Here is a 16,765-nt window from a genome sequence, read left to right on the forward strand (position 1 = left end):
CAGCGCACCCGACTCGCAGGTGTCGAGCAGGATGAGCGCCTTCTTTGCCCGTATGCGGTTTACGATCCAATCCTGAATCTTCAGCTGGTCGATAGCATGCGCTGCGAGCGCTGCCGGAACAGGCCCACCCTCATAGTCCTGCGGTATGAGATAGAAGCGCCCCTCATGCGAATAACCGTGCGCCGCGACGTACAGCACGAAGGTGTCACGCGGCGAGATCTCTTTGGCCATCTCGGTTATGACGGCGTCGAGGTTGGCTGCCTTTGCCTGCTCGTCGAGGAGGGTGCGAACTTGCACATCGCCGTAGAGTCCTTGCCCGGCCTTTCTCAGCTCCTCAGACACTGCCGTTGCATCGGGCACGGCACGCGCGAGCGGGGGAAAGTGCCTTATGCCGGTCTTGCCAGGCGAAACGCCGCCCTTGTCGATGTACTTGTTGATACCAATGGCCAACACATGCAGCTTGGGTTCTGTGGTGGCGATACCTGTCCAAGTAACGTTGGCCTTGGCAGGAATGGAGGCGAGTAGGTTCCCCGCATTGTACGCGAAAACCTCAATGGTGTTCTCGCCAGGATCCAGATGAAGCGTCCGCCTCAGCGTTCCGGTCCGCTTCGATCCCAGATCTGGGTTATCGACGCCGACCGTAATGCCGTTCACGCGCCACTCTACACGCCCGATACCCTTGCCCTTGTCCGAAACGCGGACTTCCACCTCGAGTGCTTCAGATGAGGTGTTTGTCCGATCCTCGGGTTTCACAATTTCCACTTCCGGTGCCGGTCCAGAATCTATCAGCTGCGCCAAGCCAGCAACCTCCTTGGCCGCTGCGACTTCCCCACTAGCGTCGCCGGACAAAGACTCAATGACCAAATCGGGATTGAACAGCGACTGATGCAAACGACGCACGTCAATGGCCTCAAAGCCTCGCGTCAAGTGCATCAACGCACCGCCATGTGAGCTGCTCGCAAAAAATCCCTCAGGGACCATCGACAACCACTCACCGTCGCCGCGGAAGGACCAGTGAGCCAAAAGACGCTTCTTTGGCACATCCCAAACGCGCAACACTCCATCGCTTCCGCTATAATACAATCTCTCTCCATCCCTCGAGAAGCGGAGGCCCGTGATCGCACCCCAGTTTCCAGAGATGGTTTCAACAAGTGAACCCGAAGCGATGTCCCATATTTTCATGACGCCATCTGCATCCCCGGAGACAAAGATGTTGCCGTCGGGGGAAAATTCGGTCTCCCAGACTACGGTTGAGTGTCCGGTGAATGTCTTCACCGCCTGTCCAGTAGCGGCATCGAAGTATCCAATCTTCCAATTTTCCATTCCCGCCACCAGCACATGTTGGCCGTTCGGCGAGAAGCAAATGCGACCGCCGGGAGGCAATTCGAAGAGAAGCTTACCGTTCCTGATGTTCCATACGCGCGCTTTTTCGTCGCTAATGAGGGATGTTGCGGCAATGCGATTTCCGTCAGAAGAGATGTCAACCGAAACGGGTCCAGGAAATTCTTCCCCGTCCGAAAGCCGAAACTGCCGCAAAAGCTTCCCAGATTCGACATCCCAAAATGTTACAGCCTGCAACTTCCCCTGCGCTCGAGCACCGATGGCTAGGCGTCGACCATCAGGTGAGAACACCGCTGATTTGACAAAAAGATCGTATCCCTTTCCAATATTGCGGAGGCGCTTGCCTGATGCGAGATCTACTAGATAACCCCCGTCCGTCGTTCCGACGAAAAGGCTCTTGCCGCCTGGAGAGCTGCGAACAGCCCCCCAGATCTGCTCTTCACTCTTGAAAACATGCTCCAGACGACCAACCCCGCTATTCCACATCGCGATAGACCAATCCGAGCTCGCGATTACTTTCTCTCCTGCGATATCGATTGCTCCGATATATTCGGTCGCTTTGTCGTAGGATCTTAGCAGGGCTCCGCTCGAGACGTCCCAGACCTTGAGATCTCCTGATTCACCCGCGATCACGACGCTGTTGCCATCGGGTGAAAATGTCACCGCCCCGTTGCGAACTGCTCCCATAAAATCTGTGGCAGTGCTGAATGTACGTGCTCGTTCTCCGGAATCCACGTCCGACACGAGTGCGTCCCCTTTTGCGCTCAGCGAAAGTACCCGCTGGTTGTCCGGAGAGATTGCTAGGGCGACTATCGGCGTATCGATCTTTTCGAAAGTCCGCAAAGATCGCCCGCTCTTCGCATCCCACACGACAATGGAACCTTCCTCGGTACCTAACAGAACCACCTTTCCGTCGTGCGAAAATGCTGCCGAACGGGTGATGGGCGCCTCTACAGACCAAAGCGTGTTTCCAGTGGCAATATCTTGGACCTCGAACACTCCCTGCGTGTTCTCCTTACTCGCGGAAAACGCCCCACCCGCTGAATACAGTCCAATGGCGATACTCTTTCCGTCAGGGCTTATTGCGGTTGCCCCAATTGTCGCAAGGGATAGCTTGTCCCAGTGCGCTGCCTCTATGGTTCGAATAATAGATCCAGTGTCTATGTCCCAAACTCTTATGTTTGATCTTCCGGTTGCGACGATAGTCTTACCATCAGGGTCGAAGGCAACCGACTCAATATCATAGTCCCCGAACTCCTCACCCCGGAACGCCCTTCGCAACTGGCCAGTACGCGCGTTCCAAAGCATCAACTCGCCCCTGTTTTTCTTTGCTTCGCTATCCGAGTCAGCTCCGTTTCCACGAGACGAGTCACTCTCCGTTTGGTCCGAGTCGTCTTTTTCGGTCGCATCAATATCCCTAGGCTCCTCCTTCGTGTCTTCCCAATTGTCATCCAGGGACGGTGGCCCGTCCAGGTCGACGCGCCCCCCCGTGACCACCCACTCTCCATCGGCAGAAATGGCCACCGCCTTAGTCGGTCCGGGCGCATTTAGCGATCGGAGCAAAAGACCTGAGCGGGTGTCCCATATCTTGGCTGTCTTATCTTCGCTGCCCGAGACCATCCAACGGCCGTCTTGAGAGACGGCTACAGAGCCTATGCCACCTGTATGGGATATTTGAGCGACGATCTCTATTGGCACGTCTTGATCCTGAGCACGTGGCGGCTCAAGCCGAAACAGAACCTCTGAAAAATAACCGACTGCAGCGATCACGAAGATGGAAATTAGTACGGTCAGCCGCACACGGAAATCGCGCATGCCATCGCCCCATGTTTTGATGCTAGATTGCAAATTTTGAAGCGCCCCATGGAAACAATGAAATAATACTTTTGAGGCAACGCTTTCCCCTCTAGGCAGAGAATAGTACGAGAACGTGTGGTGCTTGACCAGTCGCTCGCGCTCGTCGCGCTCGCGACCATCGTCTTTCGACCGCCTCGATGCGGTCGAGAACGCGCTCCGAGCGTATGTCGCCGCCAACGACAACGCTCCCCCTGCAAGCGGAGAATTCGATATAGTGCCATTTCCCGGTCGGCGTATCGACAGCCTAGGTTACGGAACAACACATGTCACCGTGTCTCCCGAGGATGACGCTCATCCTGGCTCTCGCACTGGTCATCGGCATCGGAAGTGAAGCACCGGCGGGATCGGAAAAGGTGCCATCGGCGAAGTTGTGGGTGGAGCCGCCTACTCCAAGACCTCCGCTTGTCGCCCCGCGCCCGGACGCGTGGCCCTTCGCCCCTGGTCTTACGTCAAGGCGTACACGTTCAACCTCTTCCCCGCCCAGGACGCGGTTCAGCTACGCATTCTAGAGAACGGCGTCTGGAGCAAGCACGTTCATTCGGAAGTGCTCGTCGGGCATTCGCAGGCGTTGAAGGTCGTCGAGCTCGTCAATTCCACGCGGGGCAGCTTCTCGAAGTATCCTTTCCCGCGTCATGCGTTCGTGTTTTTCAATGGCCGCGACGAGCCGATTGGTAGCGTCGATGTATGCTTTGAATGCGACGATCTCTTTCCCTGGCCCGACTTCACTATCGGCGATGGGATCAAGTACGGAATCTACGATGAGGATGGCCGCAAGGGCGAGTTCTGGACCGAATTTGAGGCGGCCCTCCCAGCCTACGCATCCATCTTCAAGGAGCTCGGACTGCCGCTCTAACATTGCGGCAAGAGTCACAACTACGTTGCGAGGGCTCCGTATCCTCGCTCGCGGTATGGCCCAGCATCGCTTCGCCGGCCCGCGCTTCCCGCTCATTTCTTGAACCGCACACCGCAGTCGCGACCTCGGCGCCACATAACTTCGCACCGCTCATCGACGCGCTCGAGCTGAATGCGAAGCGCAAAGTCGTGCGGCAGGTTGGCGCCATTCGCTGCGCGCACGCACGCTCCGGCCGCGCTGAGATTAACGCCTCGTGTGTCGGCTTTGGGGCGTTCACCCCGCGAGCGGCTAGAACTGGATGTCTGCTCATCAGCGAACATCGGGCTTCTTTGAGCCGAGACTGTTTGCGCCAGCCTAGTAATCGCCGATGTCGGCTTGTGGGACGAGTCCGCCACAGGTAGGTTGCTCCGCCGAGAAGGCGGACGACTTCATTTTCTGGTACGTCGGCATTTAGTCATGTCAGCTTACGCACCTGTAGCGACGGCGGTGAGACCATCGGACCTCGAAAGTCTCCGGCTAACGTCGTGCGACCCCCACTTCTCGCTTGAGGTGTGCATCTCAGAGGGCAATGAGCCGCGCCATCTCGAGGTATCGGCAGAATGCGTTAGCCAATTGGATCTGCCGCGGCGTCTTGCATTCGGCCTCGAACACGGCTGGAGAGCTGACGAGGACACTGACGCACTTGGCTCGTGAGGTCGCGACGTTAAGCCGGTTGAGGCTGTACAGGAACTCCATCCCGCGCGGCGCATCGGCGTGGCTAGATGTCGCTGTCGAGTAAATGGCGATCGGCGCCTCCTGTCCCTGGAACTTGTCGACGGTTCCGACCCGGGCGCCGGGTAGCTGCTGCTGGATCTCGAAGACCTGCGCATTATAGGGCGTGATAATCACGATATCCTCGAGCGTGAGCGTCCGCTCCTTGCCTTCCCGATCAATCCAACTCGGCTTGTCGGCGAGGACACGCTCGACAAGGGTTTTGATGGCTGCAGCTTCCTCGGGGGCGCAGTTCTGGTTCCCCGCATGCGGAACCGGCAGATAGAAGAGGCCCGCGCCGGTCAAAGGCGCGCCGCCCTTGATGCAGATCTTGTCGAGACCTGCCCTGGACTGTAGCTTGCCCTCGTAGAAGAGCTCGGAGGTGAAAGCGCAGATGTCCGGGTGTAGACGCCAGGTCTCGGCGAGAAACAATCCCCGGTCTGGCGGAATGGTCTGCTGCTCACCGAGAATGTGCGCGAGCGCCGATGCTTCCGTTCCGTCCGGATGACTGCCTTGCACCGGCTGGTCGAGTTGCTGCGGATCACCGATCAGCACCACCGTCGTGGCACTAGGTGATACGGCCAGCACGTCGGCGAGCGACATCTGCGCCGCCTCGTCGACGAACAGCACATCGAGCGTGTCGGATGCATCGGGCCGCGACCATAGCCAGGAGGTGCCGCCTCCTACGTTGATTGCGCTGCCGAGGGCGCCAAGTAAGTCCTCGTTTTTTTTCGGAAAGGTTAGATTTGGTTTGGGGTCTTCCGTCGTTTCTGTCTTGTGTGCGCATTGGACCGGGATCTTGCGCGCCTTCGCAACTTTGATTGCCTCATCGAGAAGGTTGCGAATGACTTTGTGGCTGTTCGCCGTAACGCCCACGGTTTTGCCGCGCCGTACGAGTTCAACCATCATGTTGGCTCCGACGTAGGTCTTGCCGGCGCCGGGTGGACCCTGGATCGGCAAGATGCCAGCTTCGAGATGACCGCATAGCCGCAGCGCTGCGTCGAGCGGGACCTCTCCGTCCAGCTGCAGGGACTGTCCCCCAATCCGCGGCGCTTCGCGAAGCAATAGATCGCGTGCGGCCTGGAACGGCCCTGCCCCCACCAGACCGTACTTGATGACGTGCTCGCCGATGCGCACGAGCGAGTCTGCCTGCACCTGCTTGTTGAACACCTCGTGCTCGTAAACGGCGGCACTATGCACATCGGCCGTGTCCTTGCGCTTCTTGATATCGATCGTGCGGTCTTCAAGCGATATCGCCACGACGCTGCCGTAAGCATCACCACCTGTCTGATGCACGTCCTTGCGACCGCGCACATCGGTTTCCTGGGCCGGGAAACGATAGCGATGGATTGGAGCCTTGGCGGTGCCGCCCCCGACCTCCTTCACGAAGACAAGACCAGAAATGCCGGCTTTCTCATCGAACAGGTCTTCGACCGACAGCGCTTTGAGGCGAAAGAACTCCCACCACGTGGCCTTCAATTCACGGCGATGGAAATCCAGGATATGCGCCAGCAGCCACTTGCTGCTCTGCTCGGATGTGCGCTCGGAGGGGTCTGCCGGTATATTTGCTGTCAGCGCTTTGACGAGCGCCTCGATCTTGACTAGCCACGCCGTGATCTTCCCGTTGGGCGCGCCATCGCCGGGTTCGGGGCGTGGAATATCGGCGCCTTCCGCAATCTGCTTGGCGCGCAGCTCTTCAAGCCAATCGCGCAAGGCGCGTGCTGAGTGGCAGTCCTCTTCGTTATAGCCTGCGACGACGGATTTCGTTTCCGCGGTGATGGCCGGGACATCGCCGAGCTCGAGATGCGCTTCGAGCCGCGCCAGTGCCGAATTGGCTTCGCTCAGAGCCGTTTTGCGTTCGAACTTGAAGAAGGTCTCCATCTGCTTGATCGAATAGCTCTCGACACTCGCCCGCAGCGCATGTCGTACCACTTGGTAGAGATCGACGAACAGCGGCGCCCGCAGGATGCGGTCGAGGTCTTCCTCGCGGGTGGCGTACCGGCCCATGACGCGTTTGAGCGCGCCGGGCTCGTACGGGGCGTAGTGGTAGATGTGCAAGTTCGGATATTTCTGCCATCGCTCCATGACGAATTCGATGAAGTGCTCGAAGGCCTGCTTCTCGTCGGCCCGTGAGAAGCACCAGATCGGGTGGTAAACCCACTGCCCTGTCGCGTCTTTGGCCACGTAGCCGAACAAATACTCGAGCCCATGCTCGCCGACGAACGGATCGCCTTCGAGATCGAGAAAGATGTCGCCGTCCGATGGCGCCGGAAGACGCGCCAGGCCGAAGCCCGGCTCCACAGGAATGAGTTCAAAAGCGCCAACCCCGCTGTGGCGTGCCTCGACCTGGATGCGTGCCTGCTCGCGGATGCGCGTGTAGGTCTGGGCCGAGCCCTTGTCAGGCTTCCAGTCGAGCGGCAGCGGCATCGCTGCCAGTTTCTCCGCCGTGTCGATGTTGCGTGCCTTGAGCTCGTTGATCTGCACCTTGCTGATGCCTGCAACGAGACAAAGGTGATCATCATCGCGACGCCGCTTCTCGCACGTATCCCACCATCGGCAGACATCGCAGTGATCCTTGGGATCAGGATAGTTCGCCGCATCTGGCGGCCGCAACAGCGAGGCTTCGAGCCCCTTTTGCACCCGTCGGTAGTACGCGGCGTAATCCGTGTAGCGGTAGTGATAGGGCTGGAACTCCGTCCAAGGCGCAACCACGTGCATGAACTCGGGCACTGCTCCTTGCGCCTGTGTCAGCAGGTCGGCGTAGACACAGAGCTGCAGGATCGCTCCCGCCTTGGTCTCGCGCGCAAGCTTGGTGTCGACTGGCTCGTAGGCCCAGTCGCCGAACTGGCTCTTTCCTTCGACCCTCAATAGGATGTCGGCACGTCCGCTCCAGTTGCCGTTCGCGAGAGCCGCTTGGATGATGACCGGAATGCCCTTCTGCATCGCCTCGATGGTTGCTGCCACCGCCTCGGGTGTTACCTCGACGCCTTCGATCCGAACCGCCTCCAGACCCTTGGCCTTGAGGTGATCGACATAGGCCTGTTCATGGATGGCGCCGCGCTCCCACAGCGCTTCCAGAAGCGGGTTCCAGGCCTTCGGCTTCGCCTGCTTGCCTTCGGCAACGGCGCGATCCAGATCCGAAAGATGGCGGCAGTTGAGATAGCCAACGAGATCGGTCGCAGTCAGCGCGAAGCTTTTGTTCGTGAGGCGCATGGGCGCTCCCTCCTCCGCCTACAATATATCGGCGGCTCAGGTCTCATGCTTTAGAATTTATGCATGGCCTGCCCGCTCCCGCCGTGCAGCGGTCGTGGCGGCCAAAAAACGTATAAAGATCATCAAGCCGCGCTCCCTGCCAATCTTCGATAAGCGGCTCACTTGCCCGCGGAGAGCTACGGAGAGGAATAGACGACGCTCAATCCACTACGTAGTCGCCACAAAGCACCTCTCCAGTGGGTATTTTTACAAGCTAGTTGCCCGGATATCGGCTCTGATTAGAATGCGAGCGCATATTTCCAATGATGTTACGAGGGTCGCAATTTGCCTTGTTTTTGTTAGGGGGCACGCGTGGAGGTACAAGCATCCGCTTTGCGGTTCAAGCCGCTGCAGCACACAGAGGATAAGGCCGCGTATCGGCTCTACCGGGCTGCCCTGGAATGGAGCCTGGACGAGCCGATCGTTATCGACAGCGCTAAGGACCTGAAGTCTGAGCCGACTTGGAAGGCGAAGGGTCTGACACCGTACGATCATCAGGTCAGAAACCTCATTTCCTTTTGCCGCCGTCTGCCTGTGGCGCTACTCGCTGATGATGTCGGTCTTGGAAAGACGATCAGCGCCGGGTTGGTGGCGAGCGAGCTCATATCGCGAGGGCGCGTCAAGAAGCTCCTGATCATTTGCCCCAAGCTACTCATCCCGCAATGGGTGGAGGAGCTTCGAACGAAGTTCGACATCAAGGCGGAGCCCTGCGCCGGTAAGAAGTTGATCAACTTCAATCCTCCGTGGGATGTGGGGGCATTGGTAACGACCTATGCCTCGGCGCGGCTCTATGTCGATCGCATCCCTCAGGGTCGGTTCGATATGTTGGTGCTCGACGAGGCACACAAGCTGCGCAATCTGCACGGCGCGAGCACGATCCCCCAAGTCGCAAAAAAGGTTCGTCAGGTTCTGGCGGAGCGCCGATTCCGCTACGTCCTGATGCTCACGGCGACGCCCATCCAGAATCGGCTGTGGGATGTGTACTCCCTAGTGGATTTGCTAACCGTGGCGCGCGGACATGAAAATCCGTTCGGCAGTCCTGGCATCTTCACTCGCAAGTTCATTGACGACGCGCCGGCGACGGCCAGAAAGCTAAAGCCGTCGTCGCAGGAGGAGTTTCGGTCGGTCGTCTACAGTTACATGTCGCGCGTTCGGCGAGGCGATGCCAAACTCCAGTTCCCCGAGCGTCTCGTGCGCATGCACGCTGTACCGCCTTCGGCGGATGAACTCCGGTTGATCGCGACGATCGCGGAGCCGATTCAGAGCATGAATCGCCTAGCGCAAATCAGTATCCTTCAAGCGCTCGTTAGCAGTCCGGACGCACTGCGCAAGCAGCTAGAGAATATGGCCGCAAGGGGCACTTTCCCAGCTGCCGTATCGCGCGAAGTGACGCGGATCGTCGAAGGGATGGGGCTAAGCGCCAAAATCGTGGGCGTGGGAGCGCTGGCAGATCAGCTTCGTTCTGATATGCCTGATACGTGGCGCATGGTCGTGTTCACTACCCGGCGCGAGACGCAGATATCGATCGAAAAATACCTTTCCGAGCGAGGTATTCGTGTTGGGACGATAAACGGCGATTCGGGCGAGCGAAACCAGGACACGCTGGAAGCGTTCCGTGCCGATCCTCCCAAATGCAATGTCATCGTCTCTACGGAAGCGGGCGCTGAAGGCGTCAACCTGCAGGCGGCGAACGTACTCGTGAACTACGATCTCCCGTTGAACCCGATGATCGTGGAGCAACGCATCGGCCGCATCCAGCGTCTGCAATCAAAGTTCGCCAATGTTTGCATTTATAACATCACGCTCGCCGGAACCTTCGAGCAATACATCGTCGGCAGGTTGATGGAGAAGCTGCAGATGGCGGCACATGCCATCGGCGACATTGAATCGTTACTCGAGGCCAGCGGCTTTGAGGATGAGGAAGGCGAAGGCTTCGCCGAGCAGATCCGTAAGCTGGTCGTAAAATCTCTGGCAGGCATCAATGTTGAGTCGGCGGCGCAGATGGCAGCGCAGAGTATCGCAGATGCCAAGGCTCGGCTTGAAACCGAAGAGCGCAATATTGATGGCATGCTCGGCGGCATGGATGAGGGCGGCTATCAAGGACCCAAGACGCCGACCCTACCGCGCGTCAATCACTCAATGAGCGAGCAAGATTTCACGATCAACGCGCTTCAATCCTTGGGCACAAGCATTCAAGTTCACCCGGCGGGAGGCTATCGTATAGAGCGCGAGGGCGCAGTGGAACTGATTCATTTCGGGTCAGGCCCAGTTTCGCAAGGCTCGGTTCTCTATGCTTCAGGAACCCCTTCTTTTGAGCGCCTGGTGGATCGATTGACGGATAGGGGTCGGCACCAGATCAGAGATCGGGATGAACGGCCTATCGAGACGTCGGAGGCGCAAGCGGAAGAATGGGTCAAGTCGTTTCAGGGTCTTTGCGTTTCGCGAAACGTGATCAACGGCGCGCGGGCGTTTAAGGGGAATGCGATTGTCAGAGTGCGGGCGACAGTCGCACACGATAGTTACGACAGGATCGTCGATGTACCCTGCAATGAGGCTGCCTTCAGCTCTAGCGTCGCGACGGTGCTCGAAGAGACGCCAGAAGTTATTGCTGATCCGTCCGTCCTTGGGCTGGATCGGAAGAAGCTTATCGAAGCGGCCATGCAGGACGAGGGCGTTTCCGAATTCTGCCGCTTTTACAAGGAGCGTCGGTCGCTGGAAATCGGGGCTGCGGGGGGTGACGAGCGTAAGCGGAAGAAGCTCGAGGACGAGTTCACCCCACGCCTCGCCTTCGAACTCGTAGCGCTGGAAGGTTTCCTCTCTCGTGCGCTGACGCTCGCCTGCCGCTACAGGCTGACGGAAAACGGCCGTGAATATGAGAGCACGGTAACATTCCTTCCGTCGACGTTGGCCATCGTGCAGCAGCCTGCAATGGCTCGGTGCGAGACTTTGTCTCGAATAGTGCCCGAAGATGTGCTCGGAACATGTGCCGTTTCGGGTGGACGCCATATCCTAGACATACTGGCAAAATCGGAAGCGAGTGGCCGCCTGGCAGTCCCTGCTCACGTCGTAACCTGCGCTTTGACGGGCAAGCGCGTCCTGTCTGACGAGATCGCGATCTCGGACATCACAGGCCAGCCCGTCCTGCAGAACCTCCTTAAGCAATCCGCCCTTTCGGGGAAGACGGGCGAGCTTTCTTACTTTGGCACCTGCGCGTTTACCGGCATTGATGCCTTGCGTGATGAGCTGTTGACGAGCGCCATCTCGGGCAAGTTGCTCCGCTTTGACCAGCAAGCAACGTCAGGCGTAAGTGGAAAAATTGGACACGTTTCGGAATTTATCGCCTGCACGGAAACACGCGTTTCGCTCACCTCAGACGAGGCCGAACGCTGCTCAATCACAGAGAATATTTATCGGCCTGGCATTCTGGAACGGTGCGGGGAGACGGGCCAGTTGATGCATCCGCGCGAGATGGAGAAGTGTGACGTCCTTGGCAAGTCGGTCAACCGAGCGTTACTGCTAACGTCAGAAATGTCCGGGCGGCGGGCATGTCAGCGCCATTTCGCAAAGTGCAATTTTACAAACGCGACGGTCTTACGCGACGAGCTTGCGATGAGCCAACTCTCCGATCGAGCCTACCGCAAAGATGAGGCGCTTGTTTCATCCTTCAGTGGGAGAGTAGGTCATCGGAGCGAGTTTTTCCATTGCTCGATAACGAACCAGTTCGTAGCTGGGAGCGAGGGTGAGCGATGCGCGGTGACTGGAACGCACGTTGCGCCCTCAGTGCTTGAGGTTTGCACTGAGACAGGACAAAGAGTGATACCTGGCGAATTGGAGCGGTGTACTGTCAGCGGTCGTAAGGCGCTCAAGAGGCTGTTGGTGGCCAGCAGCCTCTCGGGCCGCCGTATGCTCGAGAAAGAAGCTGTTGTCGCCGTTTCCGGACAATACTGTGCCCCGGACGAAACAGAGCAGTGCGAGTGGGATGGGAATCGCTACCATCCCGCCGACATTCTGGTGTGCGATCTGACGGGCCTACCGCACCATCGAAAACATTCGACGCCGAGACAGCCGCAGCGACTTCGGCCGATCTCTGAGCTGCTAGATGGGATTTCGAGGCGGGCCGATCATTCCCACCTCTGGGAAGAGATCGCTACGCAAGTCAAACCAGTGCTTGGCCGTTGTCACGTCGAGGCGGCGCATGTGTCGTCCGACGGCAGGTCGCTAGCGGTTGGTCTCGCAGTCAAAAGAATGTTGGGGTTACGCACCGTCCATGCGGGAATGATTTATGACCTCGCTAGTCAGCGGGCGATTGGCAGGGTGATTTGTGGCCAGCGGGCAGCCAATGGTTGGATCGCTGAGAAAGCTTGAAAAAGTGCTTCTCGCCGGCGCTGCCTGGCGTCGGCTTATCATTCATAATGGGACGCTAACGATAAGCCGCCAGTGTCTCTGCCAACGGGCTTGCCAGAGTCTGCTTCTGGGACAGAGCGCCGCGACGCGCATGTTGGCGGCGAGCTAGGAACTGCCGCTCCCCGGGCGACAACATGTCTGCATTGGATCTAGAGGCCAAGTCCGGTCGCCACTGGACACCGAGATAGATCACCTCCATAATACACCAACTAGTTAATTAACAATTCGGTGTCATAAAATGCGGGACCCTCTTAGCCGCACCTTTGCCGCGCTCGCCGATCCTACTCGACGCGCGATGCTCGCCAGATTGGCCAAGGGCGAAGCCAACGTATCCGACCTCGCCGAGCCGTTCCTCAAGGACATGAGCCTTCCTGCTGTGACCAAGCATCTGAAAGTGCTTGAAGGTGCCGGGCTCATTACCAAGGGCCGCAAGGCGCAGTGGCGACCCTGCCAGCTTAACGGCGAGCCTCTGCGTGAAGCCGTGGACTGGATGGAACAGCATCGAATTGCGTGGGAAGCGCAGCTCGATCGGCATGGCGTCTACCTGAAATCAAAAAATAGGGGAATCCGTCATGGCCGCAAAAAATAAGGCGAATGTTCTCTCGCTCTGCCGCATCTACGATGCGCCGCTTCAGTCAGTTTGGGATGCCTGGACTGTCCCGGAGGAGGTAGCGCAGTGGTGGGGGCCGCGCGGTTTCACATTGACAACCCATAGCCGCGATCTGTGTACCGGCGGCCACTGGCATTACACCATGCACGGACCCGATGGCACCGATTACGAAAACACTACGCAGTATCTTGAAGTCGTTCCAATGCAGCGCATGGTCTATGACCACGGTGGCCACAAGGATCGCCCGCCACTGTTCCGCATGACCGCACTCTTCACCGAGCGCAACGGACAGACTCAGCTCGATTTGAGCATGGCGTTTGCGACACCCGAAGTAGCGACGGAAATGCGTGGTTTCATCAAGAAGGCTGGCGGCGAGGCAACCTGGGACCGGTTGGGCGAGTATCTCGTAAAACGGCAAACCGGAGCAGAGCAGTTCTTTATCGCACGCACATTCGACGCCGCTATCGATCAAGTGTACGAGATGTGGACCGATCCCGATCATCTCGCGCAATGGCTGCCGCCAACGGGTGCAACCATGCAATTTCTTAGAGCCGAGCCACGTATCGGAGGCACTTCATTCTATGCGATGACAATGGCGGACGGGACGGTGATGCACGGTCGGCTATCCTACCTGGCACTCGAACGGCCGAGCCGCATCGTCTACACGCAGCAGTTTTGCGATGAGAAGGAGCAGGTGATCCGGGCGCCGTTCTTCGCATGCTGGCCGCGAACGATGGTCACGACAGTGGAGTTGGTTTCAGAAGCGCCAGATCGAACCCGCGTGTCTCTACGCTCGGAACCCCGGGATGCTTCCACCCCGGACATTGCCGAGTTCATCAAGCAGCGTGGCAACATGACGAAGGGCTGGACCGGCTCATTCGACAAGTTGGAGGCATTTGTGTAGCGACGGCGGATGTTGTTGCTAATGCTGCGGCCGTCGGTGCTCAGTTGGGCAGTTGTCACCATTGCACCCATCACGATGGCGTCATCGCTCTCAACGCTTGCCTCCGTGTCGAAGACTACCAGCCAGCACATGTTCAATGCGCCTCGGCCGTGGTGTCCAGTGCCTCCACGCGTCGCATCCGCCGAACATATACTGTGCCCCATGCGAGGCCGATGAGAGCGGCGATCAAAGAGCCGAGCAGCACGCCCAACTTTGCTGCGCCGAGGAGACCTTCATTCTCGAAGGCCAGCATCGCGATGAAGATGGACATGGTGAAGCCGATGCCTGCAAGAAAGCCGATAAGCCATACGCCAGGCCATGTCACTCCGGAAGGAAGCTCACACCATTTAAGGCGAACCATCAGCCACGTCGCGGCGACGACACCAATCGGCTTGCCGAGTACAAGGCCTGCGCCCACTCCGAGCATGACGTAGTGCGCGCCGCCGACGGAGAGATCTACGCCGTCGATCGACACGCCCGCGTTCGCCAACGCGAACACTGGCATGATACCAAAGGCTACCCATGGATGCAGAGCTGTCTGAACGCGAACCACGGGTGGCAGCATCTCACGACGAACCAAGAGAAGTGTTCGGAGTGGACGCGCCAGGCGGTTGACATCCTTTTTTGCGACCGCATCACCGTTACGCAACTCCTCGGCAATACGCGACAGGGCTTCCAGCGGCGGCTCCCGCATTGGCATCGGCAGGACGGGTGTCATCAAACCGAGCACGACGCCGGTAAGAGTGGGATGAGCGCCGGTCATAAGCAAGCCGATCCAGACAATTGCGCCTGGAACGACGTAGGCGTACGCAGAGCCGGCCCCGATCCGCTGCAACGCCAAGATCAGGAATATGCCAATGGCGGCGACCAGGAAGCCGCTGATATCCAGGCCCCCAGAATAGAAGAAGGCGATGATCAGAACTGCGATCACATCATCGATAATTGCCAGTGCCAGGAGGAAAACCCTCACATTGCCTGGTATCGACCGGCCCAGTAGAGCGAGTACGCCGACGGCGAAAGCGATATCTGTTGCAACAGGCACGGCCCAGCCGTGAATCCGTAGCGGGTCGGTGTTCAAACTCAGATAGATCAGCGCGGGCAAGAGCACGCCACCAGCAGCAGCGGCGACGGGTAGTAGAGCTTGGTCGGGCCGACTGAGCGCGCCTTCATGAATCTCGCGGCGGATCTCCATCCCTACCACAAGAAAGAATACGGTCATCAACGCGTCGTTGATCCAGAAATGAAGCGACTTTGAGTACACGAATTCGCCAAGTCCTACCGACAGCGGCAGGTGCCAAAAGGCGTGATAGCTATCGGCAAAGGGAGAGTTGGCCCAGATGAGCGCGATCGCCGCAGCCATCAGCAGCGCGATGCCGCTTGCCGCTTCAATGTGAATAAAACGTTCGAATGTCAGGAAGGCCCGCTCGGCCAACACCTGCGACCGAGCAAGGCTGCGGCGTGAATAATTCTGGTCCATGGGCGCACGCTATCTGCGTGGCGGCCCGACCATCGCATTACCTGCTTCACCGCCGAATGCGGCTAACACCCACGCGCTCTTATTGGCACTCCGGCTCCTTTAAATCAACCGGTTGACGCTGGCCGTGGCAACTGGACGCCCCAGGCCACGCTGAGGCGTGGCTATTAGCGGAGGATCTTTTCCATGGCCTCGCCCTTAGCGAGTTCGTCGATGAGTTTGTCGAGGTAGCGATCTCGCGCATCATCGGCTCCTGAATCTCCTCCACGCGGACGCCGCATACGACGCCGGTGATCAGATATCGAGACGGGTTCATCTGGGCGCGTATGCGAAGAAATCCTCGAAACTCGTCTTCTTCGCAAGCTCGGCCACACGGCTCAGAAACAAGCGGACAGCTGCTCTCCAGCGACGCCCAGCTTGACATGCAGTAAAATCACTGCATTTTTATTCGCATGGAGGCCGACCAACTGGACAATGTCTTCAAGGCTCTCGGCGACCCGGTGCGCCGTGGCATCCTCGATCGCTTAGCGAAGCGTCCTAGGCAGTCCTTGTTCGAGATCTGCGCTTCGACGTTTGCGGAGGATGGTAGAAGCCTGTCGCGACAAACGATCTCTCAGCACCTCGATATGCTCGAGAGAGCAGGACTTGTCGAGACGCATTGGAGCGGGCGCACGAAGATGCACAGCTTCAACAATACGCCTCTGCGGAAGGCAGCCGAGGTCTGGCTCAACAAGCACCTGAGAAAAGGGAAGACGACATGAGGATCTATGTAACGAGCGTCTTTGTCGACGATCAGGCCAGAGCCTTGAGCTTCTACACGGAGAAGCTCGGCTTCGTCGTCAAGCATGATATTCCGCTTGGCGAGCATCGCTGGTTGACGGTGGTGTCGGAGGAGGACCCGCAAGGCACCGAACTCCTCCTTGAGCCGGGTGCACACCCTGCCGTTGGGCCGTACAAGGCTGCGCTCGTGCGTGACGGGATTCCTGCAGCGTCCTTCAAGGTGGACGATCTTGACAAGGAATTCGAGAGACTGCGCGAACTCGGCGTGACATTCACCGTGGAGCCGATGGATGCAGGCACCGTCAGGATGGCTGTCTTCGACGATACATGCGGCAACCTCATTCAAATCATCGAGATGGTTGAAGGAAGGTAAGAGCCCGATCGTCAGCGGCACGGCCGCGCCTAGCCGACAGCGTAACCAGGGCACGCACCTACTCGATCGGGAAGCCGACGTCCCGGCGGTGACGGATTGAAGGTCAGGAGCGTCGCGTCTTTGTCGAC

9 protein-coding genes and 1 pseudogene are annotated in these 16,765 nt (G+C 58.5%); 6 read left to right on the forward strand and 4 right to left on the reverse strand.

Features of this window, described 5'->3' with window-relative positions; all coding sequences use genetic code 11:
- Window positions 1–3,156 (reverse strand): Ig-like domain-containing protein (locus IT540_RS09165; RefSeq protein ID WP_291176141.1); only part of this gene is annotated, 3,156 nt, incomplete at its 3' end.
- Between the two features lie 466 nt (window positions 3,157–3,622).
- Here IT540_RS09165 and IT540_RS09170 point away from each other — a divergent pair.
- Window positions 3,623–4,051, forward strand: a complete 429-nt coding sequence (locus IT540_RS09170) for a hypothetical protein (protein ID WP_291176144.1) — start codon at window positions 3,623–3,625, stop codon at window positions 4,049–4,051.
- Window positions 4,052–4,609: 558 nt separating this feature from the next.
- On the opposite strand, the gene IT540_RS09175 is transcribed toward IT540_RS09170, so the two are convergent.
- Complete coding sequence (locus IT540_RS09175) at window positions 4,610–8,014, reverse strand: TM0106 family RecB-like putative nuclease (RefSeq protein WP_291176147.1); 3,405 nt, start codon at window positions 8,012–8,014, stop codon at window positions 4,610–4,612.
- A 351-nt stretch (window positions 8,015–8,365) separates the two neighbouring features.
- On the opposite strand from IT540_RS09175, the gene IT540_RS09180 reads away from it, so the two are divergent.
- From IT540_RS09180 to IT540_RS09190, 3 genes are all read left to right on the forward strand, one after another.
- Entirely contained in the window at window positions 8,366–12,418 is a 4,053-nt protein-coding gene (locus IT540_RS09180) for a DEAD/DEAH box helicase (protein ID WP_291176150.1), read from the forward strand.
- Between the two features lie 277 nt (window positions 12,419–12,695).
- Complete coding sequence (locus IT540_RS09185; protein WP_291176153.1) at window positions 12,696–13,046, forward strand: metalloregulator ArsR/SmtB family transcription factor; 351 nt, start codon at window positions 12,696–12,698, stop codon at window positions 13,044–13,046.
- Entirely contained in the window at window positions 13,030–13,971 is a 942-nt protein-coding gene (locus IT540_RS09190) for an SRPBCC family protein (protein WP_291176156.1), read from the forward strand. Before IT540_RS09185 ends, IT540_RS09190 begins: the two co-directional genes overlap by 17 nt.
- 133 nt (window positions 13,972–14,104) lie before the next feature.
- On the opposite strand, the gene nhaA is transcribed toward IT540_RS09190, so the two are convergent.
- Window positions 14,105–15,487, reverse strand: a complete 1,383-nt coding sequence (gene nhaA, locus IT540_RS09195; RefSeq protein WP_291176159.1) for a Na+/H+ antiporter NhaA — start codon at window positions 15,485–15,487, stop codon at window positions 14,105–14,107.
- A gap of 164 nt (window positions 15,488–15,651) precedes the next feature.
- Window positions 15,652–15,850: pseudogene (locus IT540_RS09200) on the reverse strand (DUF2200 family protein); the annotation flags it as partial.
- Between the two features lie 86 nt (window positions 15,851–15,936).
- Here IT540_RS09200 and IT540_RS09205 point away from each other — a divergent pair.
- Together IT540_RS09205 and IT540_RS09210 are read left to right on the forward strand one after the other, a co-directional pair.
- On the forward strand, window positions 15,937–16,245 hold the full coding sequence (locus IT540_RS09205) for a helix-turn-helix domain-containing protein (protein ID WP_291176161.1): 309 nt from the start codon (window positions 15,937–15,939) through the stop codon (window positions 16,243–16,245).
- A complete protein-coding gene (locus tag IT540_RS09210) occupies window positions 16,242–16,637 on the forward strand; it encodes a VOC family protein (protein ID WP_291176164.1) in 396 nt (131 codons plus the stop codon). The genes IT540_RS09205 and IT540_RS09210 overlap by 4 nt, the downstream gene beginning before the upstream one ends.
- Window positions 16,638–16,765: the final 128 nt, after the last annotated feature.

This window comes from Hyphomicrobium sp., from assembly GCF_020852195.1.
Taxonomy (GTDB): domain Bacteria; phylum Pseudomonadota; class Alphaproteobacteria; order Rhizobiales; family Hyphomicrobiaceae; genus Hyphomicrobium_C.